The organism is Micromonospora sp. MH99 (assembly GCF_021442385.1).
Classification (GTDB): domain Bacteria; phylum Actinomycetota; class Actinomycetes; order Mycobacteriales; family Micromonosporaceae; genus Micromonospora.
Genome location: NZ_MUZA01000010.1, coordinates 63,963 through 84,289, shown reverse-complemented (window position 1 = coordinate 84,289; position 20,327 = coordinate 63,963). Strand labels below are relative to the sequence as shown.

Genomic DNA, 20,327 nt, shown 5'->3' with positions numbered 1-20,327 from the left:
TCCAGGCGAATCGGGCACCAACACCAGGCCCGCCCCCAACCCCCGCGATCTTGCACTTTCGGTCGCCGATCTGCGGTGCAATGCACCTTCTCTCCCGGCAGAAAGTGCAAGATCGGCGCGGTTGGGAGGGGTTCGCGCAGGGTCAGGGGTTAGGGGGTGGGGTGTTGGGGGCGGGCGAAGGGGGGAGCTGCGGTTACTGTCAGGTCGGCTGGGGCGGGTGGGCCGTCCTCCCGCTCGACCGGGTCGAGGTGCCGACGGTGCCAGCCCTGCCCCCTCGTGGACGCGGAACCGTCGTCCTCCGTCGGCGTGTTCGGGGCCAGCCGCAGGGCCGCAGCGAGCAGCACGCAGGCCACGAACGCCATCACCAGGCCGCGACCGTACTCGACCCGGAAGTTGTCCTCCGACTCGTAGAAGAAGTTGCGCTGACCGGGGTCGTCGAGCGTCGCCGTCGCCGCGACCAGCAGTGCCAGCAGCGCCCCGCTCAGGGTGAACCCGACCAGTCGGGCGTTCGGCCGGACGGCCGCCGTGCCCCGCAGCGCCAGCGCCACGGTGCAGACCAGCCCGAGCAGACCGACCAGGTAGCCGATGCCGAAGCCGCCGATGTCGGACACGCCGGCGGGCACGTCGATCGAGGTGGAACCGACCGGGCCGCCGTTCGGCAGGGTCATCACCAGCCACTCGCCGAGCAGCGAGGCCACCCCCGCCACCGCGCCGAGCCCCGCGAGCAGCAGGGGCAGACGGGGGTCCCGGGTGATACCCGCCAGGGACCAGCCGAGGCGGCGGCTTCCAGTGGCGGCCTCGTCGGCACCGAACTCGATCACGGCCGACCCGTCGGACGGGTCGCCCTGCCGTGGGATGGGCAGCTCCTCGGACATCGGCCATCCTTCCGCCGGTCGCGGGCCTGCGTCGAATCATGGCACAGAGGGCCGTGCTGGTGCCGTTGCCGAAGCCGCCCGCGTCGCGCCTCCCGCCAGGGTGACGGGGATCGCACGGCAGGCGTCGGTGCCGGTCGGTCGCTCGGAAGGCACGTTTCGGCTAGCGTTCTCCTCATGCCTATCCGTACCGCTTCCGCACAATGGCAGGGCAATCTCACCGAGGGTTCCGGCACCGTCCGCACCGGTAAGGGCGGCCTGTCCGGCAACTACTCCTTCAAGTCGCGCTTCGAGGAGGGTGAGGGCACCAACCCCGAGGAGCTGATCGCCGCCGCGCACGCGGGCTGCTTCTCGATGGCGTTCTCGAAGGCCCTCGCCGACGCCGGCTCGACGCCCACCTCGGTCGAGACCACCGCCAAGGTCCACCTGGACAAGACCGACGCCGGGATGAGCGTGACCCGGATCGACCTGGAGACCGTCGGCCAGGTGCCCGGGGTCGACGAGGCGGAGTTCCAGAAGCTCGCCGAGGCCGCCAAGGCCAACTGCCCGATCTCCCGGCTGCTCTCGCCGGGCGCCGAGATCACCCTCACCGCTCGCCTGGCTTCCTGACCCAGCGACGTACGCCGCACGTTCACGGAAGGGGCCTCGCCCGGGTCCCGGGCGGCCGCTCTCTTTCGTGAACGCGCGGCCCCGGCCTGGGCAGCCGAGCGCGGCCCTGGCCTGGATGGCCGAGCGCGGCCCTGGCCGTGGCCGAGCGTGAGCCGGCCGACCGGTGCGACGTCGGGCAGAATGGACGCCGTGCCGGTGGACATGACTCGCGAGCGCTTCGAGGAGCTGGTGGCTGACGCCCTCGACGAAGTTCCCGAGGAACTGCTCGGCCTGATGAGCAACGTGGTGATCCTGGTCGAGGACGACCCGCCGCACACCGACCCCGACCTGCTCGGCCTCTACGAGGGGCACGCGCTGACCGATCGGGGCTGGGACTACTCCGGCGTGCTGCCGGACCGGATCTTCATCTACCGCCGTCCGATCCTGCGGATCTGCGACAGTGACGAGGACGTCGTCGACGAGGTCGCGGTGACAGTGGTGCACGAGATCGCCCACCACTTCGGCATCGACGACGCGCGACTGCACGCGCTGGGCTGGGGCTGACCCCGGCGTTAACCGCGACGCCGGCCGCACACGGCGACCCCCGGCGCAGACGGCGATTCCCTGGCCGCACACGGCGACCGTTCGCTGCTCACCGCCACGCCCGAGCGCGGCACGCCGCTCGGGCGATGGCCCCTGGTTGCCCTGGTCGCCTACCGTCGGTGCAGCTACCGCGACCGTTTCAGGAGGCACCTTTCATGCGCAGCGAGCTGTTCTCGGCGGAGAATCTGGAGAAGGAGTCCGCGCAGGCCGGCATGCGGCTACAGAACTCCAAGATGTTGAAGATCGAGCTCAACGGCGAGGCGATGGCCCGGGTCGGGTCGATGGTCGCCTACCAGGGCAACGTGCAGTTCCAGGCGCTGGGCTCGGGTGGGCTCGGCAAGTTCCTCAAGCAGAAGCTCACCGGCGAGGGCGTCCCGCTGATGAAGGTCACCGGCCAGGGTGACGTCTTCCTCGCCGAGCTGGCCAAGGACGTGCACATCATCGACCTGGAGCCGGGCGACGCGCTCTCCATCAACGGTTCCAGCGTGCTGGCGTTCGACTCGACCCTCCAGTACGACATCAGGATGGTCGGCGGCGCCGGCATGGCCTCCTCGTCCGGCCTGTTCAACTGCGTGTTCAGCGGTTACGGCCGGATCGCCATCACGACCAAGGGCACCCCGGTGGTGCTCAACGTGGACGCCCCGACGTACGTCGACCCGCAGGCCGCCGTCTGCTGGTCGGCCAACCTCCAGACCGGCTACCACCGGGCTGAGCAGCTGGGTCTCGGCACGCTGCTGGGCCGGCGCACCGGCGAGTCGTTCACGATGAGCTTCGCCGGTCAGGGCTTCGTGGTGGTGCAGCCGTCCGAGGAGCCCCCGGTCATGGGCAGCGGTCAGCAGCAGCAGGAGGGCGGTCTGCTCGGCGGTCTGCTGAGCTGACCACCGACGCGGGTACGGGCGCTCCCGGTCGCACCGGGGCGCCCGTACGCGTGTTGCGCGCCTGCTCGGCCGGTCAGCTCAACTCGCCGGTGCGCAGCCGGGCCAGCCAGGCCGCCGCGTCGGCGTAGTCGACGTCGGAGAGGCCGGCCGGCGCGGGCACCTGCCGCTCGCCCGCCGCGTCGACCCAGCGATGCCGGGGGTACGACCCCAGGAAGCGGACGTCGGCGCACACCCGGCGCAGCCCCTGCAACGCCTCGCCCAGGCGTACGTCGGCCACGTGGCCCGTGCAGTCGAGGAAGAAGACGTACCGGCCCAGGGCCTCGCCGGTCGGGCGGGACTCGATCCGGGTCAGGTTGACGCCGCGGACGGCCAGCTCCATCAGCACCGACAGCAGCGCGCCGACCCGGTCGTGGGCGATGTAGACGGCCAGCGAGGTGAGGTCGTCGCCGGTCGGCGGTGGGGGCGGCCCGGGGCGGGAGACCAGGACGAAACGGGTCACGGCGTCGGGGTGGTCGGCGATCTTGTCGGCGAGCAGGGCGAGTCGGTGTCGGGCCGCCCCGATCGGCGCGCAGATCGCCGCGTCGTACTGGCCGGAACCCGCGCCGGCGGCGGCCGCGCCGTTGGAGAGCACGTCGACGACCACGGCGTCGGGGACGTGGTCACGCAGCCAGCCCCGGCACTGGGTGGACGCCTGCGGGTGCGCCGCGACCGTGCGGACCGCCGACAGCGCGGTGCCGGTTCGCGCGGCGAGCACGAACTCGACCGGCAGGATCACCTCCCGGGTGATCACCAGCGGATCGCCCTCGGCCATCTCGTCCAGGGTGACGCCGACCGCCCCGCCGATCGAGTTTTCCAGCGGCACCAGCGCCGCGTCGGCATCCGAGGCCCGGACGCTGTCCAGTGCCTCACCGACGCTGCGGGCCGGAGTCCGGGTGCCACGCTCGGCGGCGGGAACGGTGCGCAGGGCCTGCTCGGCGAAGGTGCCCTCCGGGCCGAGGTAGACGAAACGCGTGGGCGGTGTTCCGGGCATGTCGACCAGACTACGCACCCGGCTGGATCGCCGGATCGTCATCGCAGGCGAGCGTACGGATCCCGGCCGGCCCGGTGGCGCGGACCTCGATGGTGCACACGTCGGTGCCGGCGGTGACCAGCTCTGGGGCGGCGGCCCGACCCCGGGTGACGACCTGGAGTTCCTCGTGCCCGGTCACCTCCAGCACCGTGTACTGCCAGTCGGCGGCGCACAGCGGCCCGGTGCGGACCCGGACCCGCACGTTGTCCGGGAGCACCGAGGCCCGGCCTTTCAGCAGTTGCACCACCCGCTCCCCGGTCGGACCGTTCCGGCAGGCCGTCGCGACCAGGCCCGGTTCCCGGCTGGCCGACGGGGTCACGGCCGGTGGGGCGCTCGGCGCGGTGGACGGCGTGCCTGTCGGGACGCCGGTCGAGGAGGGTGCCGTCGGGGTGCCGGCGCCGGTGGGCAGCCCGGCCGGGTCGCGCAGCTCGGGAGGGGCGCCGCAGCCGGCCAGCGCCCCGATGGCCAGGAGCGCCAGCAGGGCCCCGGCCACGGGCAGCGCGCGAACCGCCACGGATGTGACAGCGGTTGTCGCCCGGGTCGGGGGAGCCGGGTGGCGGGGCGGGGTGAACGGCACGGGCCGATCCTCGGACATCGGGAAACGTCGTTGCGGCCGGGGTGGCCGAGCCCATCGTAGGGCGAGTGGTCGGCCGGGTGAAGCTCAGCCGAGGACGCGGTGCCCGGCACGCTCCAGGGCGGCCCTGCCCTCGGTCAACCGGACGGTCGGCACCAGCACGTAGTCCGTGTCGAAGGTGGAGAACGTGACCACGCTGACCCGGGCCGCGGCGAGCGGGTCGACCAGCGCCGCCAGTGTGCCGGTGCCGTCCACGCCCGACGGGCCGACGACGCGCAGGCAACGCCAGGTGGTCTCCACCACGGCCTTGGCGGGCACCCGGTCGGTAGGGCAGATCACCGAGATCCCGTCGGCGGTCCAGCTCACCGTGACCACGTCGGCGCGGCCCAGCTCACTCGACAGTGCGGCCGGCAGGGCGGTGCCGGCACTCAACCGGCACACGGCGTACTCCCCCGGCAGCAGATCGATATTGAGCATGAAGGCACCTTACGGCGTGGGTGTGGGACCGTCCCGCCATCGGCGCGTGCGGCGAACGACACATTGCGCCGCAGGTCAGACCTCTGAGAAGAAGGTGAGCGAGCCGGCCACGGCGCCGTCGGTGAGGACCGGGGTGGAGATCGCGTCGACCGTCGCGTCGGAGCTGTCCGCCGAGGCGGCCTGCACCCGCAGCAGCCCACGGGCGAGGCGGCCGGAGGAGAGCGCCAGCAGGGGCGGGATCTTGTCGATCTCGGCCTCGGTCAGCTCGCCCCGGTTGGCGGTGAAATCCAGCAGGCGCAGCCCGCCGTCGAGCAGCGGTCGCCCGATCAGGCCGGCCGGGTCACCCAGACAGAGCAGCTCACAGCCGGCGGTGGAGATGGCCACGACCCGGGTGTCGGCGTCGATCAGCAGGCAGGGCTCATCGGCCCGGCCGACCGTCGAGGACCACTGGCCGACATTGTCGGACCCCAGCTCTGTCGAGGCCCGCGCCGACGGCACGAACACTTCCGAGAGCGAGAGTTCGACGTGGGCCACCGCGCCTCCTATGTCCACCGACGGACTGTCCACGCTAGCCGGTCGCCGACGGAATCACCGAGCGCACCAGGTCACCGAACCGCACAGCTCGAACCGGGGCGGCCGGCGACGGCGCGGGAGCCGGTGGGGTAGGTGGGGGACCGGGCCGCGTGGCGTCGCCGGTGACGTTACCGGCGGTGGGCCGGCTTGTCAGCGGCCGTTCGGCCCTCGTCGTACCACCGGTAGTCGGCGGATGGACGGTACGTGCCGTTCAGCCAGGTGCTCGGGTGCTGTGCCACCCGGGACAGCTTTTCGGCCGTGGCCGGGCTGATCCGGCTGCCACCGGCCACGAGGAGCCGATCCAGCTCCCGGTGGGTGGCCATCAGACAGTCCTTCGGAAGGCCGTAGACGCTGATCACGCCGGAGCCCACGAAGGTCAGCACCGGCGTCACCGGGATGGTCAGCCCCACCGCGTCGGAGAGGGCCTTGCTGGCCCGCCTGGCGTCCCGCCGGGCCTCGGTGACGTACGGAGGCCGCTTGCCGTTGATCTGCACGACGTCCCCGGCGACGAGCACCCGGGCCCGGCCGTGGTCGGCGATGGTCACCGCGAACAGGCCGCTCGGTCCGATGGCGAGGAACCCGGCGCGGTCGTCCTGGGTGCGGTCGAGCAGGACGTCCGCCACGTCGGTGCGGGGCCACTCGATGACGTGCCAGGCCGGCCCGAGATGGTCGAGCTGGCCGAGCGCTCGTGCTCCGGCCGCCTCCAGTCGACGGGCGCCCCGCTCGGCACGGCGGCGGCGGGCCCATTCGAGCGGTGTGGGACGGACCGGCTCCAGAGCCCCGGGCGACTCGACGCGGGGGTGGGGCACCGCGATGGGCGGCAGTGCCCTGGCGGTCGGTACGGCTCGTCGTGCGGGAAAGACAGTCATCGTCGTCGACCTCCGGCAAAAGGTCCCTCGAAGTTATGTCCTCACTACCCTACGTTGCCACTGTGGGTGTTCGGCAAGCCGGAGCGCCGGAGTGACTGTGGATGAATGCCATATTCATCCACAGTTCTTTTCTCGGATGCCGCCAAACCCTGCCCTACGCTGCGGGGGTGACCCACTACGTCGACAGTGAAGTCGGCCGGCTCGGCACCGTGCTGCTGCACCGGCCCGGCCCGGAACTGGCCCGGCTCACCCCCCGCAACAACGACTCGCTCCTGTTCGACGCGATCCCCTGGGTCGGCCGCGCCCAGGAGGAGCACGACGCGTTCGCCGCCGCGCTGCGCGAGCGCGGGGTCGAAGTGCTCTACCTGGCCACCCTGCTGGCCGAGACGCTGGCCGTCGAGGACGCCCGCGCCGAGTTGACCGAGGAGGTGCTGCGCTCCCGTCGCCTCGGCGACACGCTCCGCGCCCGGGTCGCCGACCACCTCGCCTATCTGGACCCGGTCGCGTTGGCCGACGTGCTCACCGCCGGGCTCGCCCACGAGGAACTGCGGATCAGCTCGGAGCGGCCGGGCGGCCTGGTCTACACCCTGATGGACCGGCACGACTTCGTCATCGACCCGCTGCCGAACCTGCTGTTCACCCGGGACTCGTCGCTGTGGATCGGCGACCGGGTCGGCGTCACCAGCCTGGCCATGCCGGCCCGACGCCGGGAGACCACCCTGACCGACGCCATCTACCGCCACCATCCACGCTTCGCCGGCACCCAGTTCGTCTACCGCCCCAACCTGGAGCACCTGGAGGGCGGGGACGTCCTGCTGCTCGCACCCGGCGTCCTGGCGGTCGGGGTGGGCGAGCGGACCACCCCGGCCGGCGCCGAACGCCTCGGCCGGCAGGTCTTCGCCGCCGGGCTGGCCCACACCATCCTGGTGGTGCCGATCGCGCAGAAGCGCGCCACCATGCACCTGGACACCGTGTGCACGATGGTCGACGCAGACGCGGTGCTGATGTACCCGAACATCGCCAGCACGCTCTCGGCGTACACCGTGATCGCCGGCGCGGACGGCGAGGACCCGCGCGTGGACGGCCCGGCGCCCTTCCTGCGGGCCGCCGCCGACGCGATGGACCTGGACCAGCTCCGGGTCATCGACACCGGCCTGGACCCGGTCACCGCGGAACGCGAGCAGTGGGACGACGGCAACAACACCCTCGCCCTGGCACCCCGGCTCTGCGTCGGCTACGAGCGCAACACGGAGACCAACGCGCAGTTGGAGCGGGCCGGCATCGAGGTCATCCCGATTGCCGGCTCGGAGCTGGGCTCCGGCCGGGGAGGCCCGCGCTGCATGTCCTGCCCGATCGTCCGCGACCCGCTGCCCGTCAACGGGTGAACGGGCAGCGAGCCGGGGTCAGCGCAGGGTGAGTTGGCGGCCGAGCAGCCCCTGGCGGGCCCGCCGGCCGGCGGCGTCCAGCGGTTCGGTGGTGGCGAGCGCCTCGGCGTACCGCTTGGCGAACTGCGCGACCGGGTCCTCCCACTCGGCGGCCGGAGTCTCCTCGGGCAGGTCCCACACCGGCACCAGCCGGCCGTGCGCGCGGAACATCCCGGCGAACTTGGTCTGCTCGCCGAGCGTCAGCGTGCCGGCCGCGCCGAGGCGGGCCAGCGCGTCCAGGGCGGCGTCCTCGTCGTCCGGCAGCACCCAGCGCACGTGCGACTTCTCCGGGACCCGGCACCAGTACGCGGCCTTCGCGGCGGTCATCCGCACGGTCGGGTAGATGGCGGCGTTCGCCCGCTCCAGCGACGCCTGGACGCTCGGGTCGTCGGCCGCCCCGGGGTCGAGCCAGAACTCGAACCCGTCGTGCATGGTGATCTCCAGCGGGCCGTCCACCAGGATGTCCTGCAGACGCGGCCCGGGACCGGGCAGCGGTGGTACGGACACCTGGCCGCCCGGCTCGGCCCGCAGCGCGCAGAGCAGCGCCTCGGCCAGGTCCCGGGAGACGTCGCCGGACTGCTGGTGGCGTTGCAGACCGATGAGCACCCGGCCGTCCGGCTTGCTCACCGCGGGCGCGGCCATCGGCAGCACCGTGGCGAGCGTGACCGACCGCTCCCCGAACTCCTCGACGAGGGCCGGCGCCAGTCGCAGCGGCGCGGACGCGGCGGGCACCAACTCGCGCAGCGCGATCCACTCGACCTCGTCGGCCAGCCCCTCGAACGGTCGCGGCACGAAGACGTCGCGCACCTTGTCCTTCCGGGGCGCGGTGTCGGCGGCGGTTCGCTGGCTCTTTCGACGCTTGCTCACGGCGTCACAGCCTAAGGCCCCGCCGGTCCCACCGTGGGCCGGACCCACCCGGCCCGGCAATGTCAGCCGGCCGTCACCAGGCCGGAACGCGGGGGCGCGGTGGGCCGCGAAGTGCGGGGTGGGTCGAACTCCGCCCACACGCGCTGGCCCATGCCGTCCCGCTCGACGCCCCAGCGGGTCGCCAGGCCGGCCACGATGTGCAGTCCCCGCCCGTCCGCGGCGTCCGGGTTGGCCGTGCGGATCCGCGGGCTGGTGCCCGCGCCGCCGTCGGTCACCCGCAACTGGATCCGGGGGCCCTCGGCCGAGGGCCGCAGCCGCCACGCCACCCGGACCACGCCGCCGGGCAGCGGTCGGGCATGCCGGACCGAGTTGCCCACCAGCTCGGCGAGCACCGCGATCAGATCCGCGAGAAGCGCCGGGGCCACGACGTCGGCCAGGTCGCCGGCGAGCCGGTGTCGTGCCAGCCGTGCGCCGGCGGGGTGGTGGGGAACCACCACGCACCACGCCCGATCCCTCACTGCCGCTGCCACCGTCGCCTCCACGTCGCGCCACCGTCGGTCAACCGCGCGGTAGCCGCACCTCTGCGACCGTACCGCCGTCGGTCCTCGGACGTAGGGATACCCATCCATTCTGTTGTTCAACGATCCGGCGGACGAGATAGAGGCCGAGCCCCGCTCCCGGGTAGCCGCGCCGGTCGCCTGACTCGCCCTGCCAGAACCTGTCGAACGCCCGCTCCACGTGCTCCGGCCGGATGCCGATGCCCCGGTCTTTGACCCGGAACGCGACCAACTGGCCGTCCACCCCGGCGGTGATCTCGATGGGGGAGCCCGGCGGCGAGTACTTGCCGGCGTTGGTCGCCAGCTCGGTCAGCACTGTGGCCAGGCTGGGCCGGTGGCCGAGCGCCTTGGGCAGGTCGGCCGGGAGGCGCAGCGTCAGCCGGTGCCGCAGATCCGCCGGCAGGTCCACGGTGGCGGCGCGCAACGCCTCACCGAGGTCGAACGGGGTCGGTGGGTCGTCCCCCGGCCCCGCCTCGGCCGCCGAGGAGAGCAGTCGGTCGACCAGCCGGGCCAGCTCGTTGGCGCGCTGCCCGATCACCCGGGCGGCCTGTCGCCGGTCGCCCTCGGTCAGCGACTCCCAGTGGTCGGTGAGGGTGTCCGCGTACCCCTTGATGACGGTGACCGGCGTACGCAGCTCGTGGCTGGTGACCGCGACGAACAGCTCCCGGTCGTGATCGCGGCGCTGCTGGTCGGTGATGTCGCGGAAGGTGACCACCCGTAGCGCGCCCGGGCCGGGCAGGTCGCCGGAGGTGATGCGCAGCCAGCGTCCGTCCGGCAGCCGGTGGTCACGGACCTGGCCGGAAGGCGGCAACGGGAACGGTAGAAGGCCGCTCAACGCCTGCTCTGCTGTCCGGCCGGTGACCTGGGCGGCGGCCGGGTTCCAGAGCCGGACGTGGCCGTCGCGGTCGACCACCGCCAACCCGTCGGCGAGCGCCGCCACCACCGGCCCGTCGCCGTGCACCGGCAGCCCGCTCTGGTCGCCGTACATGTGCGCGATGCACGAGGCGAGGTAGGCGAGCACCCCCTGCTGCTCGGCGCCCGGGTCGTCGTCGCCCGGGTAGAGGGCGTGCAGGCTGCCGACGGTGTGACCGCCGATCTCGGCCCGGGACACCACCATCCGGCGCAACCCGCTGCCGGCCAGCTCGGCGGCGAGCTTGCCGTTGAGCTCGGTCACCCGGACCTGGCTCACCCGTGGCCCGGAGAGCAGGCAGACGGTGTCCGGGTCGTCCACCGCGAGCGGTCGACCGAGCGCCCACTCTGCGGCGCCGGTGGCCGCGATCACCCGGCCGCCGGTCGGGCCGAACTCGACGAACGCCATTCCGGTCGCGCCGAGCGCCGGTTGGGTCACCAGAAGGAGCTGGGTGAGGACCGGTAGGCCCGCGTCCCCAGAATTGATCATCTCGATCACGGCGGCCTGGCCGGCGAGGAGAGCGGGAAAATCGATACGCTCCGGCATGTGCCGAGTCTGCCCCGCCGGTCCGGCTTTCGGCACCCCCGGTTGTCGCGCAGGCGGTCGGCACGCTGCACGGCGAGCTCGGCGTTGTCGCGCTGGCGTAAGGTGCCGGCGCTGCCGGCGGTCGGCACGCTGCACGGCCAGCTCGGCGTCGAGGGCCTTTCAGCGGTCCCGGCGGGCCAGGACGTGCGCTGGTCGGTCGGTGATGATCCCGTCCACCTCCTCGGCCAGCACCAGCTCCAGGTCGGCCGGCTCGTTGACCGTCCAGACGTACACCTGGTTGCCGGCGGCGCGCAGCGCGGGCAGCAGGCGCGGTCGGGCCCGGACCAGGCCGATGCCCGGCCCGGCGATGCGGGTGCCGAACGGCAGCCGGCCCAGCCGCAGCCAGGGCGGCAGCACCTCCAGCAACAGCACCGTGGGCAGCGCGGGGGCCAGCTCCCGGACCCGTCGCACCGCCAGCGGGGAGAACGACATGACGGTGACCTGGACCGGGTCGTCCGGCGCCGGGTCGGCCAGCCCGTACCGCCGCAGCAGGTCGACCAGCCGCCGCTCCACGTTCGAGCCGTAGCGGGACGGGTGTTTCGTCTCGACCAGCAGCCGGACCGGCCGCCCGGCGGCGAGCACCGCGTCGAGCAGCCGGGCCAGCGTCAACAGCCGGGTGTGCGACTCGTCCGGTGGCAGGTCGCCGCTCGGCGCGCTGCCCGGATGCCAGGACCCGAAGTCCAGCGCGTCCAGCTCGGCGAGCGTACGCGCGCTGACCAGACCGCGGCCGTTGCTGGTGCGGTCCAGTCGCCGGTCGTGCACGCAGACCAGGTGCCCGTCCCGGGTCAGCCGGACGTCGCACTCCAGCCCGTCGGCACCCTCGTCGAGGGCGCGCAGATACGCGGCGAGGGTGTGCTCCGGAAGGTCGTACGAGGCGCCGCGGTGCGCGAAGACCAGAGGCCCGCCCATTCCGGCCGCCTCAGATGACCTGGCCGGGCTGCCCGTTCGCGTCGACCACCGGACGGCCGACCGCTGCCCACTGGCGCATCCCGCCGTCGGCGTTCCGCACCTGCTCCCAGCCGTTGTTGACCAGGTAGGCGACGACCTGGGCGGACCGTCCGCCGGAGCGGCAGATGACTGCCACGTCCCGGTCGGTGGGCACCTCGGCCAGCCGCGCCGGCAGCTCCATCATCGGCAGGTGGTGGGCGGTGGGCGCGTGGCCGGCCGCCCATTCGTCGGCCTCCCGCACGTCGAGCAGGTAGGTGTCGTCGGCGATCTCGGTCACGGGCACGGTGGGAACCTGGGGTCCGAACACAGGAAGCAACACTAGATCCTCGCGGGCCGGATCGGCACCGACCCGGCCGTCGGTACGGTCACAACCGGGTCACCCAGCGCGGGTTGGCCTGCGCCCAGGCCGGTACGCGGGTCCCCCGGACGGCCTCGAAGAGCCCGTTGCCGCCGTTGTCGAGCACCACGTACGAGACCTGGTCGATGGTCTGCGGCGACGACGGCACCTGGACGCCGTGCATCCCGTCGGGCGGCAGCGCGCGGAGCGCGAGGAGCAGGTCCTCCAGGGGTACGCCGTTGGTGTCGACGGTCAACGAGCCGCCGACCGCGCGCAGCACCTGGTCCAGTTTGACGGGGTTGTTGCGCAGGTCGGCGTTGCCGGCGCTGTCCAGCATCGCCTTCAAGAGCTGCTGCTGGTGGTGCTGCCTGTCGAAGTCGCCGTTGGGCAGGTCGTAGCGCTGCCGCACGTAGTCCAACGCCTGCGCCCCGTCCATCCGCTGGCAGCCGGTGGGGAAGACGCGGTTGGTGTGGATCGAGCGGACCTCGGTGTCCACGCACATCTGCACCCCGCCGAGGAGGTCGATCACCTTCCGGAAGCCGGAGAAGTCGATCAGCGCGGCGCCGTCGAAGCGGATGCCGGTGAGCCGGTTGAGGGTGACGGAGAGCAGTCGGGTGCCGGCCTGCCCGCCGCCGCCGTGCTCGTACGCCGCATTGATCTTGTCTGGACCGCCGCCGAAGCCGTTCGCGGGTGGGATGGAGACCAGCAGGTCACGCGGGATGGAGACCAGGTACGCCTCCCGCCGTCCGGCGGGCACGTGCACGATGAGGATGGTGTCCGAGCGCTGGTCCGGTTCGCTGCTGCCGGCGCGTCGGTCGGTGCCGATGAGCAGGTAGTTGAGCGGCCCGTCCAGGTCGGTCCGGTCGGTGCGGGCGTCGGCGTCGAGCAGCTGTTCCTTGGTCACCGTCCGGTCGTACCGGCGGGTCAGCGTCTTGAGCCCGATGAGGGCGAGCCCGGCCAGCAGGACGAGGGCCAGACCGACGCCGAGCAGGACGCGTGACCAGCGGGTGCGGCGGGGCGCGGCCGGGCGTGCCCGGTCCGCTGCGTTCCGCCCCCACCTGGACGTGACCGCCTCCCCGCAGCCGATACGTGAAACCTGCTCACGTCAGGCTACGGTCGGTAGCGGACCGGTCGCCGGGCTTTCCGCGACTTCACGCGACACGGCCTCGGGCGACGGCGCGGCCTGAGGCGGCGGCCGCCTCAGGCGCCGCGGCGGCCGTCACTTGCGGCCGGAGATCACCTCGGGGTGGGAGAAGACGAACTCGGCGAGCTTGTCCTGCTTGACCGCCTCGAACATCTGCATTGTTTCCTCGTTCAACGCCTCGCGGTTGTTGCTGTTGCCGTTGAAGCTGCCGTTGTTGGTCTTCAACATCGTCAGCTCGTTCGCGGTGACCCCACGCATGGTGAAGATGAAGTTCTCGATCGGCACGCCGCCGGTGTCCAGGACGAACGCCTTGCCGGCCGCCTTGATCAACTGGTTCAGCTTGGCCGGGTTGGTCAGCATGCCGCCGTCGGTGGCCTTGCGCGCCATCGCCTTGATCAGTTGCTGCTGGTTCTGCTGACGGTCGTAGTCGCCGCCGGGGAGCCCGTAGCGCTGCCGCGCGTAGTCGAGGGCGGCCCAGCCCTCCATCTCCTGGCAGCCCTTCTTGTGCACCACCGGGGTCATCTGCTTGCCGGTCTTCTTGGCGTCGGCGTTCCACATCGGCTTGCCGTCGACGAACGACATGTGCTTCGACTTGACCTCGTGACTCACGCAGATCTTCACGGTGCCCAGGGTGTCGATGACGTTCTTGAAGCCACCGAAGTTGATGATCGCCGCGCCGTCGAAGCTGACCCCGGTGAGGCGCTTGATCGTCTGCGCCATCAACTGGGCGCCGCCCTCCCAGCCGCCGCCGTTGCGGGCGCCGGCCTGGAACGCGGCATTGATCTTGTCGGTGCCACCGGCGAAGCCGCTCTTCTTGAAGGGCGGGATCTGCGCCTCGGTGTCCCGGGGGATCGAGATCAGGTACGCCTGGTCGTGCGAGGCCGGGATGTGCAGGATGATGATGCTGTCCGAGCGGACGTCGTCGGCGGCCCACCGCTCGCGCGCGTCCACGCCGAGCAGCAGCATGTCGATCGGGCCGTCGAGGCTCGCGCCGCCCTCCGCGTCGGTCTTGCCGGCATCACCGAGCAGGTTGCGTTGGGCGATGTCCCCGGTCGCCTGGCCGATCAGCACCTTGCTGCCGACGATCGCCACTCCGCTGCTGAGCATCAGCACCGCACCGAAGATCACGGTCAGTCGGGCCCAGAGCGGATCCTTGCGCTTGGGCCGCTTCTTCGCCGGCCCCTTGCCGCCCGTCCGGCCCTTGCCGCCGCCGCCCGGCGGGCGACCGCCTGGCCCTCCACCTGAAGGGCCCGGCTGCGCGGGAATGGACGCGGCGATCCGGCCGCTCGGGGCTGCGGCTCCGGGGGACGAAGGGCGACGGCTGGCCTGAACCGGCATGCGTGCTCCAGCTCGTGATCAGGAGGGGGCGGCCCTACTGTACGTACATCAATTCGAGTTTGCGAGTTCATCTGGGCTCGACTCGGTCGCCGGGCGTTGTCAACCGGGCGATCGTCGCCACGTGATGACCGTAAAGGCGAGGCCCTCTCGGCTCCGGGTGGACCGCGTCGCCGGCGACGCGGCCCACCCCTGCGCTCAGCCCCCGTCGGTGTTCTTCGGCGGGTTGGCCTTGACCCAGTCCCCCATGGTGTCGGCCGACATGGCCTGGTACATCGCCAGCGCCTTCTCCCGGTCCGACACCACCACCGACTCGCCGTTGATGGTGTCGCTGCCCGAGTTCGGGCTGGTCAGGAACGTGAGGTTCTGCCCGCGCAGGTTGCGGAACTGCACCGCCATGTCCGTCACCGAGAAGCCCTGGTCGACGGTCACCGCGGCGGTCACCGACTTGAGGAAGTCGTTGAGCTTCTTCGGGTTCGCCAGGGTGCCGGTGCTCGCCGCCTTGTCCATCAGCGCCCGCAGGAACTCCTGCTGGTGCCGCATCCGGGCGAAGTCGCCGTCCGGGAACTGCTTGCGCTGCCGGATCCAGTCCAGCGCCTCCGCGCCGTCCATGTGGTTGGTGCCCTTGGTGAACGTCCGGTACGGCTTGTGGATCGAGGTGATCGTCCGCTCCACCTTCAGGTCCACCCCGCCGAGGGCGTCGGTGACCTCCTTGAACCCGCCGAAGTCGATAGCCATCACGTGGTCGATCCGGACGTCGGTGAAGCACTCCACCGTGCGGACCGCCAGCGGCAGGCCGCCGAACGCGAACGCCGCGTTGATCTTCGCGCGCTGGCCGGAGCCGCAGTCCGCTCCGGCGCTCTGCGGGATCGGCACGTACAGGTCACGCGGGATGGAGACCAGGTACGCCGACTGGTGGTCGGCCGGGATGTGCATGACGATGACCGTGTCGGCCCGCCACTGGCTCTTGGTGTCGACAGGCGCGTCCGGGTCCCGGGAGTCGCTGCCGACCAGCAGGATGTTCAACGCGCCGTCGACGGGCTTCGCCGGCCGACCTCCGGTGATCTCCGCGAACGGGTCGGTGCGGGCCAGATCGTTGTTGAGGTTGCGCGCGTACAGCCAGGCGCCCAGGCCGCCGAGCAGCGCCAACACCAGCACCGCGACCCCGGCCACCAGGCCGATCCGCCCCCAGCGCGGCCGGGGGCCACGCCGTCCCGGCCCGCCGGCGCCACCGGGCCGGCCCGGTCCCGTCGGCCCTCCCGGGCCGCCCGGGCCGGGCTGCTGCTCGTCGTACGACGGATACCAGCGCGCCTCGGCGGGACGCGCGCGTCCGGAGGCGCCCCGGTCGGGGCCGGGCACCGAAGCGCGCCCGGTGCTGCGGTGCAGGTGCGGGTGAGGAACGCCGGCAGAGGTCGCTGACATGTAACTCAGGGTACGTAGCGAGAGCCACTACCGCCCTCAGGCGACACTCAGCGACCGGTGTTCCGCCGTGACCTGGTTACCCTAGCCGCGCCCGGAAGTACTCGATCGTGCGTCGCAGGCCGTCTTCGGGCGCCACGGTCGGCTCGTATCCGAGCAGTTCACGGGCGAGGGTCAGATCGGGGCGCCGCATCTCCGGGTCGTCCGAGCTGCGGGTGATGTACGTCACCTGCGAGGTGCTGTCGGAGAGCGACACGATCAACTCGGCGAGTTGCCGCATGGTCAGCTCGTGCTCGGTGCCGCAGTTGACCGGGCCGGTCTCGGTCGAGTCGAGCAGCAGCAGGATGCCCCGCACCAGGTCCTCGACGAAGCAGATCGACCGGGTCTGGTTGCCGGTGCCGTGCACGGTGATCGGCTCGCCGCGCAGCGCCTGGGAGATGAAGGTGGGGATGGCCCGGCCGTCGTCCGGGCGCATCCGCGGGCCGTACGTGTTGAAGATCCGCACGATCGCCGCGTCCAGCCCGCGGTAGCGGTGGTACGCCATCGTCGCGGCCTCGGAGAAGCGCTTCGCCTCGTCGTAGACGCTGCGAACGCCGATCGGGTTGACGTTGCCCCAGTAGGTCTCGCGCTGCGGGTGCTCCTTCGGGTCCCCGTACGCCTCGGAGGTGGAGGCCATCAGGAACCGGGCGCCGTCGGCGACCGCGCGCTCCAGCAGGTGCAGGGTGCCCACCGAGCCGACCCGGAGGATCTCCACCGGCAGTTGCGCGAAGTCGGTGGGGCTGGCCGGCGAGGCCATGTGCAGGATCGCGTCGAACCGCTCGGCGAGGGCCGGGTGGTGCGTCGGCAGGCCGTCGGAGAGGTCCGCCTCGACCAGGGTGAAGGTTGGCCGGTCGAGCAGGTGGGCGACGTTCTCCTTGGAGCCGGTGACGAAGTTGTCCAGCGCCACCACCGTGCAGCCCCGGGCGATCAGGGAGTCGACCAGGTGCGACGGGACGAAACCGGCGCCGCCGGTGACGAGAACGCGGTGACCGGGACCGAAGCGCTCAGCAACCTTCATGCCGGTCAGCCTACCGACCCCCGTTTACCGCGAGAGGCCCCCTGTCGACGCGTGGCGTCGACAGGGGGCCCCTGTCGCGGTGTCAGTGGGCGCCCGAACCGGTGAGGGCGCGCACCTCCAGCTCCGCGTACTTCTCCTCGTCGTGCTCCTTGGAGATGAGGGTGCCGATCCACCCGCACAGGAAGCCGAACGGGATGGACAGGATGCCCGGGTTGGACAGCGGGAACCACTGCCAGTCGTGGTCCGGGAACATCGACGTCGCCGCGCCCGAGACCACGGGTGAGAAGAACACCAGCACCACTGCCGAGAGCAGACCGCCGTAGATCGCCCAGACCGCTCCGGAGGTGTTGAACCGCCGCCAGAACAGGCTGTAGAGGATCGCCGGCAGGTTGCCCGAGGCGGCGACCGCGAAGGCCAGCGCCACGAGGAACGCCACGTTGAGGTTCTGCGCGAAGATCGACAGGAGGATGGAGATCGCGCCGATCACCAGGGCGGAGATCCGGGCGACCCGTACCTCCTGGCGCTCCGACGTCTCGCCCTTCTTCAGGACGTTCGCGTAGAAGTCGTGCGCCAGGCTGGACGAGGAGGCCAGGGTCAACCCGGCGACCACGGCCAGGATGGTGGCGAAGGCTACCGCCGCGATGATCGCCAGCAGGGCCGCGCCGCCCAGGTCGCCGCCGAAGAACTCCAGGCCGAGCGCCTCGGCCAACTGTGGTGCGGCAGTGTTGCCGGCCTTGTCCTGCGCAGTGATGGCCTCACTGCCCACCAGTGCCGCGGCGCCGAAGCCGAGGGCCAGGGTGAGCAGGTAGAAGGTGCCGATGATGCCGATGGCCCAGAGCACGCTCTTGCGGGCCGCCTTGGCGGTCGGCACCGTGTAGAAGCGGATCAGGATGTGCGGCAGGCCGGCGGTGCCGAGCACCAGGGCGATACCGAGCGAGAGCAGGTCCATCTTGTTGTAGAAGGTCTGCGTCGAGTTGCCGGCGACCTCGACGCCGTACCGCAGACCCGGTTCCAGGAGCTTGTCCCCCTTGCCGGAGGCGGAGGCGGCGGCGCCCAGCAGCTCCGACAGGTTGAAGTGGAACTTGGCCAGCACCAGCACGGTCATCAGCAGCGCGCCGGTCATCAGCAGGAACGCCTTGACGATCTGCACGTACGTGGTGCCCTTCATGCCACCCACGGTCACGTAGATGATCATCAGAGCGCCGACCATGATGATGGTCGCCACCTTGGCGGTGGCCGCGTCCATCCCGAGGAATGTCGTTCCCGGCTTGATGCCGAGCAGCAGCGCCACCAGCGCGCCGGCGCCCACCATCTGCGCGAGCAGATAGAAGATCGACACCGTGATGGTGGAGACCGCCGCCGCCGTCCGCACCGGGCGCTGGCGCATTCGGAACGCCAGCACGTCGGCCATCGTGTACCGGCCCGAGTTACGCAGCAGCTCCGCGACCAGCAGCAGGGCCACCAGCCAGGCGACCAGGAAGCCGATCGAGTAGAGGAAGCCGTCGTAACCGTAGAGCGCGATGATGCCGGCGATGCCGAGGAACGACGCGGCCGACATGTAGTCGCCGCCGATCGCCATGCCGTTCTGGAAACCGGAGAAGGAGCGGCCGCCCGCGTAGAAGTCGGTTGCCGTCTTGGTCTGCCGGCTGGCCCAGATCGTGATGCCCAGGGTCACCGCCACGAAGACCAGGAACAGCGTGATCGTCAGGTTGCGGGCCGTGTGGTTGCCAGCCTCGGCCGCGAGGAGCGGATTAGCCGCGAGGACCGTCTTCATGGGTCACCTCCCCGATCTCGGCACGGATCCGGTCGGCGACCGGGTCGATCTTCCGGTCCGCGTACCGGGAGTAGAGCCAGGCGATCACGAACGTGGAGACGAACTGGAGCAGGCCGAAGACCAGTGCGACGTTGATGTTGCTGCCGAACAGCTTCGTGCCCATGAAGTCCCGGGCGTACGCGGAGAGAATGACGTAGAGCGCGTACCACAGGAAGAACGCGACGGTCATCGGGAAGACGAAGCCGCGCAGCGCGCGCCGCAGCCCGGCGAACTCGTCCGACCGTTGCACGGCCAGGTACTTGTCCGGCTGGGAAGCGGTAGGCGCGGGTGTGTCCGTGGACATCTGTGGATCACCACCTTCACAGGCGTCGGGGGTAGTTTCCGCGCACCGTAGAGAGCACGCTCCCCGACGGGGAAGGCCGAGATCGACGCCGGTCGTCGAGTGCGCCGAGCGGTTGGCTGGCTGCGCCGAGTGACCCAGGTCACTCCGGTGACCGGTCGGTTCGCGGGCCGCCCAGGTCAGCCCGGCAGCTCGTGGTAGCGCCCCCGGTAGTGCAGCAGCGGCGTGGCCTCCTCGGCCAGGTCGACCGTCTCGATGGTGGCCTCCACCAGCAGGCCCCAGCCGTACTCCCGGGCGGTGTCCAGGCGGCAGCCCACCCAGCCGCCGGCGTCGCTCGGCACCGACCCGTACGGCGTCTCGGTCCACGTGCCGGTGGCGAACAGCCCTCCCGGCGCGGGAAAGAGGCCGGCGAACCGGTCGGCGAGCTGGCGGTGCGCCGGCCCGAGCGGCGCTACCGCGAACCGGCCCGCCTCCTCGACCGCGGCCCAGAGGTCGGACTCCGCGTCGATCAACCCGAGCAGCCGATCCGGCTCCCCCTCGGCGATCAGGGTGGACGAGACGGTCAGGCCCGCCGGCCCGGGCGCCGTCCAGAGGGTCACCGGTGCGGCGAGCCGACCCCGCAGCCGGCGGACCGGCGACCGCTGCCCCGTCGGCACCGCGAACGGGTCGGTGTGGTGGATCTCGGCACCCGGCTCATGATTCACGTGAAACATTGTGCCGCCCCGGCCCCTCGCCCAACCCAGGAAGCGCTCGTGCAGGTCGGCGGGTCGTCCGTTGAGCCGGGCGAGTTGATCGCCCGCCTCCACCATCAGGGTGCCCAGGTGGACCAGCAGCGCGGTGCGGTCGTGCCGGTAGTCCGCGAGCAGCGCCAGCCGCGCCGGCTGGCACGGCCACAGCGCGCCGCAGCCCCGACACCGCCACAGCGGCCGCATCGGCACGTGCGGCCGGCTCACCGCGCACCGCCGGCGGCAGGCGTCGGGCGCCCCGGGCCGCGCGGTCGCTCGGCTGCCGGGGGGTAACGCCGGAATAAGCGTGATGCCTGTGAGTCATCAAAATGACTCACAGGCATCACGCTCGTTGGCATGGCACGCTCCCCGGCCCGACTCGCCGCGCCGCCGCGTGCCGGC

The 20,327-nt window shown here is 71.8% G+C and carries 22 protein-coding genes; 4 read left to right on the top strand and 18 right to left on the bottom strand.

Annotated elements, in window-relative coordinates; all coding sequences use genetic code 11:
• Positions 1–149 precede the first annotated feature (149 nt).
• Positions 150–875: a hypothetical protein gene (locus tag B0E54_RS08110; protein ID WP_234582644.1), complete on the bottom strand. Its 726-nt coding sequence runs from the start codon at positions 873–875 to the stop codon at positions 150–152.
• Between the two features lie 174 nt (positions 876–1,049).
• Here B0E54_RS08110 and B0E54_RS08105 point away from each other — a divergent pair, with 174 nt between their 5' ends.
• The 3 genes from B0E54_RS08105 (at position 1,050) to B0E54_RS08095 (ending at position 2,941) form a co-directional block, all read left to right on the top strand.
• Complete coding sequence (locus tag B0E54_RS08105; RefSeq protein ID WP_007453754.1) at positions 1,050–1,481, top strand: OsmC family protein; 432 nt, start codon at positions 1,050–1,052, stop codon at positions 1,479–1,481.
• 195 nt (positions 1,482–1,676) lie between these two features.
• Positions 1,677–2,024, top strand: coding sequence for a metallopeptidase family protein (locus B0E54_RS08100; RefSeq protein ID WP_234582699.1), 348 nt, complete (start codon positions 1,677–1,679; stop codon positions 2,022–2,024).
• A 194-nt stretch (positions 2,025–2,218) separates the two neighbouring features.
• Positions 2,219–2,941 (top strand): AIM24 family protein, encoded by a 723-nt coding sequence (locus B0E54_RS08095; RefSeq protein WP_234582643.1) that lies wholly within the window; start codon positions 2,219–2,221, stop codon positions 2,939–2,941.
• A gap of 73 nt (positions 2,942–3,014) precedes the next feature.
• Here the strand turns inward: B0E54_RS08095 and pheA are convergent, their stop codons facing one another.
• The 5 genes from pheA to B0E54_RS08070 all read right to left on the bottom strand — a co-directional run bounded on the left by pheA (position 3,015) and on the right by B0E54_RS08070 (position 6,503).
• Positions 3,015–3,971, bottom strand: coding sequence for a prephenate dehydratase (pheA, locus tag B0E54_RS08090; protein ID WP_234582642.1), 957 nt, complete (start codon positions 3,969–3,971; stop codon positions 3,015–3,017).
• 10 nt (positions 3,972–3,981) lie between these two features.
• Positions 3,982–4,605 carry a hypothetical protein gene (locus tag B0E54_RS08085; protein ID WP_234582641.1) on the bottom strand — a complete coding sequence of 208 codons (624 nt, stop codon included), beginning with the start codon at positions 4,603–4,605 and terminating at the stop codon, positions 3,982–3,984.
• A gap of 66 nt (positions 4,606–4,671) precedes the next feature.
• The gene (locus B0E54_RS08080) at positions 4,672–5,061 is read right to left on the bottom strand and encodes an ACT domain-containing protein (protein WP_234582640.1); all 390 of its coding nucleotides are present in this window, start codon (positions 5,059–5,061) and stop codon (positions 4,672–4,674) included.
• Between the two features lie 75 nt (positions 5,062–5,136).
• Positions 5,137–5,595, bottom strand: a complete 459-nt coding sequence (locus B0E54_RS08075) for a hypothetical protein (RefSeq protein ID WP_234582639.1) — start codon at positions 5,593–5,595, stop codon at positions 5,137–5,139.
• Positions 5,596–5,762: 167 nt separating this feature from the next.
• Positions 5,763–6,503: a hypothetical protein gene (locus B0E54_RS08070; protein WP_234582638.1), complete on the bottom strand. Its 741-nt coding sequence runs from the start codon at positions 6,501–6,503 to the stop codon at positions 5,763–5,765.
• A gap of 167 nt (positions 6,504–6,670) precedes the next feature.
• Here B0E54_RS08070 and B0E54_RS08065 point away from each other — a divergent pair, with 167 nt between their 5' ends.
• Positions 6,671–7,888 (top strand): arginine deiminase, encoded by a 1,218-nt coding sequence (locus tag B0E54_RS08065; protein ID WP_234582637.1) that lies wholly within the window; start codon positions 6,671–6,673, stop codon positions 7,886–7,888.
• Between the two features lie 18 nt (positions 7,889–7,906).
• Here the strand turns inward: B0E54_RS08065 and B0E54_RS08060 are convergent, their stop codons facing one another.
• The 12 genes from B0E54_RS08060 to B0E54_RS08005 all read right to left on the bottom strand — a co-directional run bounded on the left by B0E54_RS08060 (position 7,907) and on the right by B0E54_RS08005 (position 20,132).
• Positions 7,907–8,794 carry a DUF5926 family protein gene (locus B0E54_RS08060; protein WP_234582636.1) on the bottom strand — a complete coding sequence of 296 codons (888 nt, stop codon included), beginning with the start codon at positions 8,792–8,794 and terminating at the stop codon, positions 7,907–7,909.
• A 62-nt stretch (positions 8,795–8,856) separates the two neighbouring features.
• The gene (locus tag B0E54_RS08055) at positions 8,857–9,291 is read right to left on the bottom strand and encodes an ATP-binding protein (protein ID WP_234582698.1); all 435 of its coding nucleotides are present in this window, start codon (positions 9,289–9,291) and stop codon (positions 8,857–8,859) included.
• A gap of 61 nt (positions 9,292–9,352) precedes the next feature.
• Complete coding sequence (locus tag B0E54_RS08050; RefSeq protein WP_234582635.1) at positions 9,353–10,807, bottom strand: ATP-binding protein; 1,455 nt, start codon at positions 10,805–10,807, stop codon at positions 9,353–9,355.
• A gap of 159 nt (positions 10,808–10,966) precedes the next feature.
• Positions 10,967–11,755, bottom strand: a complete 789-nt coding sequence (locus tag B0E54_RS08045; RefSeq protein WP_234582634.1) for a glycerophosphodiester phosphodiesterase family protein — start codon at positions 11,753–11,755, stop codon at positions 10,967–10,969.
• Between the two features lie 10 nt (positions 11,756–11,765).
• A complete protein-coding gene (locus tag B0E54_RS08040; RefSeq protein WP_039905019.1) occupies positions 11,766–12,101 on the bottom strand; it encodes a rhodanese-like domain-containing protein in 336 nt (111 codons plus the stop codon).
• Between the two features lie 58 nt (positions 12,102–12,159).
• Entirely contained in the window at positions 12,160–13,122 is a 963-nt protein-coding gene (locus B0E54_RS08035) for an LCP family protein (RefSeq protein WP_234582697.1), read from the bottom strand.
• A gap of 228 nt (positions 13,123–13,350) precedes the next feature.
• Positions 13,351–14,613 (bottom strand): LCP family protein, encoded by a 1,263-nt coding sequence (locus tag B0E54_RS08030; RefSeq protein ID WP_234582633.1) that lies wholly within the window; start codon positions 14,611–14,613, stop codon positions 13,351–13,353.
• A 195-nt stretch (positions 14,614–14,808) separates the two neighbouring features.
• On the bottom strand, positions 14,809–16,032 hold the full coding sequence (locus B0E54_RS08025; RefSeq protein WP_234582632.1) for an LCP family protein: 1,224 nt from the start codon (positions 16,030–16,032) through the stop codon (positions 14,809–14,811).
• A 76-nt stretch (positions 16,033–16,108) separates the two neighbouring features.
• Positions 16,109–17,086 carry an NAD-dependent epimerase/dehydratase family protein gene (locus B0E54_RS08020; RefSeq protein ID WP_234582631.1) on the bottom strand — a complete coding sequence of 326 codons (978 nt, stop codon included), beginning with the start codon at positions 17,084–17,086 and terminating at the stop codon, positions 16,109–16,111.
• An 82-nt stretch (positions 17,087–17,168) separates the two neighbouring features.
• On the bottom strand, positions 17,169–18,860 hold the full coding sequence (locus tag B0E54_RS08015) for a cation acetate symporter (RefSeq protein WP_234582630.1): 1,692 nt from the start codon (positions 18,858–18,860) through the stop codon (positions 17,169–17,171).
• Positions 18,838–19,203 carry a DUF485 domain-containing protein gene (locus B0E54_RS08010; RefSeq protein ID WP_234582629.1) on the bottom strand — a complete coding sequence of 122 codons (366 nt, stop codon included), beginning with the start codon at positions 19,201–19,203 and terminating at the stop codon, positions 18,838–18,840. Before B0E54_RS08010 ends, B0E54_RS08015 begins: the two co-directional genes overlap by 23 nt.
• A gap of 176 nt (positions 19,204–19,379) precedes the next feature.
• The gene (locus tag B0E54_RS08005) at positions 19,380–20,132 is read right to left on the bottom strand and encodes a flavin reductase family protein (protein ID WP_234582696.1); all 753 of its coding nucleotides are present in this window, start codon (positions 20,130–20,132) and stop codon (positions 19,380–19,382) included.
• Positions 20,133–20,327 lie beyond the last annotated feature (195 nt).

Excerpts from the sequence above, each read along its gene's own strand:
- B0E54_RS08110 (WP_234582644.1), bottom strand. The coding sequence starts at position 875 with ATGTCCGAGGAGCTGCCCATCCCACGGCAGGGCGACCCGTCCGACGGG.
- B0E54_RS08105 (WP_007453754.1), top strand. The coding sequence starts at position 1,050 with ATGCCTATCCGTACCGCTTCCGCACAATGGCAGGGCAATCTCACCGAG.
- B0E54_RS08095 (WP_234582643.1), top strand. The coding sequence starts at position 2,219 with ATGCGCAGCGAGCTGTTCTCGGCGGAGAATCTGGAGAAGGAGTCCGCG.
- pheA (WP_234582642.1), bottom strand. The coding sequence starts at position 3,971 with ATGCCCGGAACACCGCCCACGCGTTTCGTCTACCTCGGCCCGGAGGGC.
- B0E54_RS08085 (WP_234582641.1), bottom strand. The coding sequence starts at position 4,605 with ATGTCCGAGGATCGGCCCGTGCCGTTCACCCCGCCCCGCCACCCGGCT.
- B0E54_RS08080 (WP_234582640.1), bottom strand. The coding sequence starts at position 5,061 with ATGCTCAATATCGATCTGCTGCCGGGGGAGTACGCCGTGTGCCGGTTG.
- B0E54_RS08070 (WP_234582638.1), bottom strand. The coding sequence starts at position 6,503 with ATGACTGTCTTTCCCGCACGACGAGCCGTACCGACCGCCAGGGCACTG.
- B0E54_RS08050 (WP_234582635.1), bottom strand. The coding sequence starts at position 10,807 with ATGCCGGAGCGTATCGATTTTCCCGCTCTCCTCGCCGGCCAGGCCGCC.
- B0E54_RS08045 (WP_234582634.1), bottom strand. The coding sequence starts at position 11,755 with ATGGGCGGGCCTCTGGTCTTCGCGCACCGCGGCGCCTCGTACGACCTT.
- B0E54_RS08030 (WP_234582633.1), bottom strand. The coding sequence starts at position 14,613 with ATGCCGGTTCAGGCCAGCCGTCGCCCTTCGTCCCCCGGAGCCGCAGCC.
- B0E54_RS08025 (WP_234582632.1), bottom strand. The coding sequence starts at position 16,032 with ATGTCAGCGACCTCTGCCGGCGTTCCTCACCCGCACCTGCACCGCAGC.
- B0E54_RS08020 (WP_234582631.1), bottom strand. The coding sequence starts at position 17,086 with ATGAAGGTTGCTGAGCGCTTCGGTCCCGGTCACCGCGTTCTCGTCACC.
- B0E54_RS08015 (WP_234582630.1), bottom strand. The coding sequence starts at position 18,860 with ATGAAGACGGTCCTCGCGGCTAATCCGCTCCTCGCGGCCGAGGCTGGC.
- B0E54_RS08010 (WP_234582629.1), bottom strand. The coding sequence starts at position 19,203 with ATGTCCACGGACACACCCGCGCCTACCGCTTCCCAGCCGGACAAGTAC.
- B0E54_RS08005 (WP_234582696.1), bottom strand. The coding sequence starts at position 20,132 with ATGCGGCCGCTGTGGCGGTGTCGGGGCTGCGGCGCGCTGTGGCCGTGC.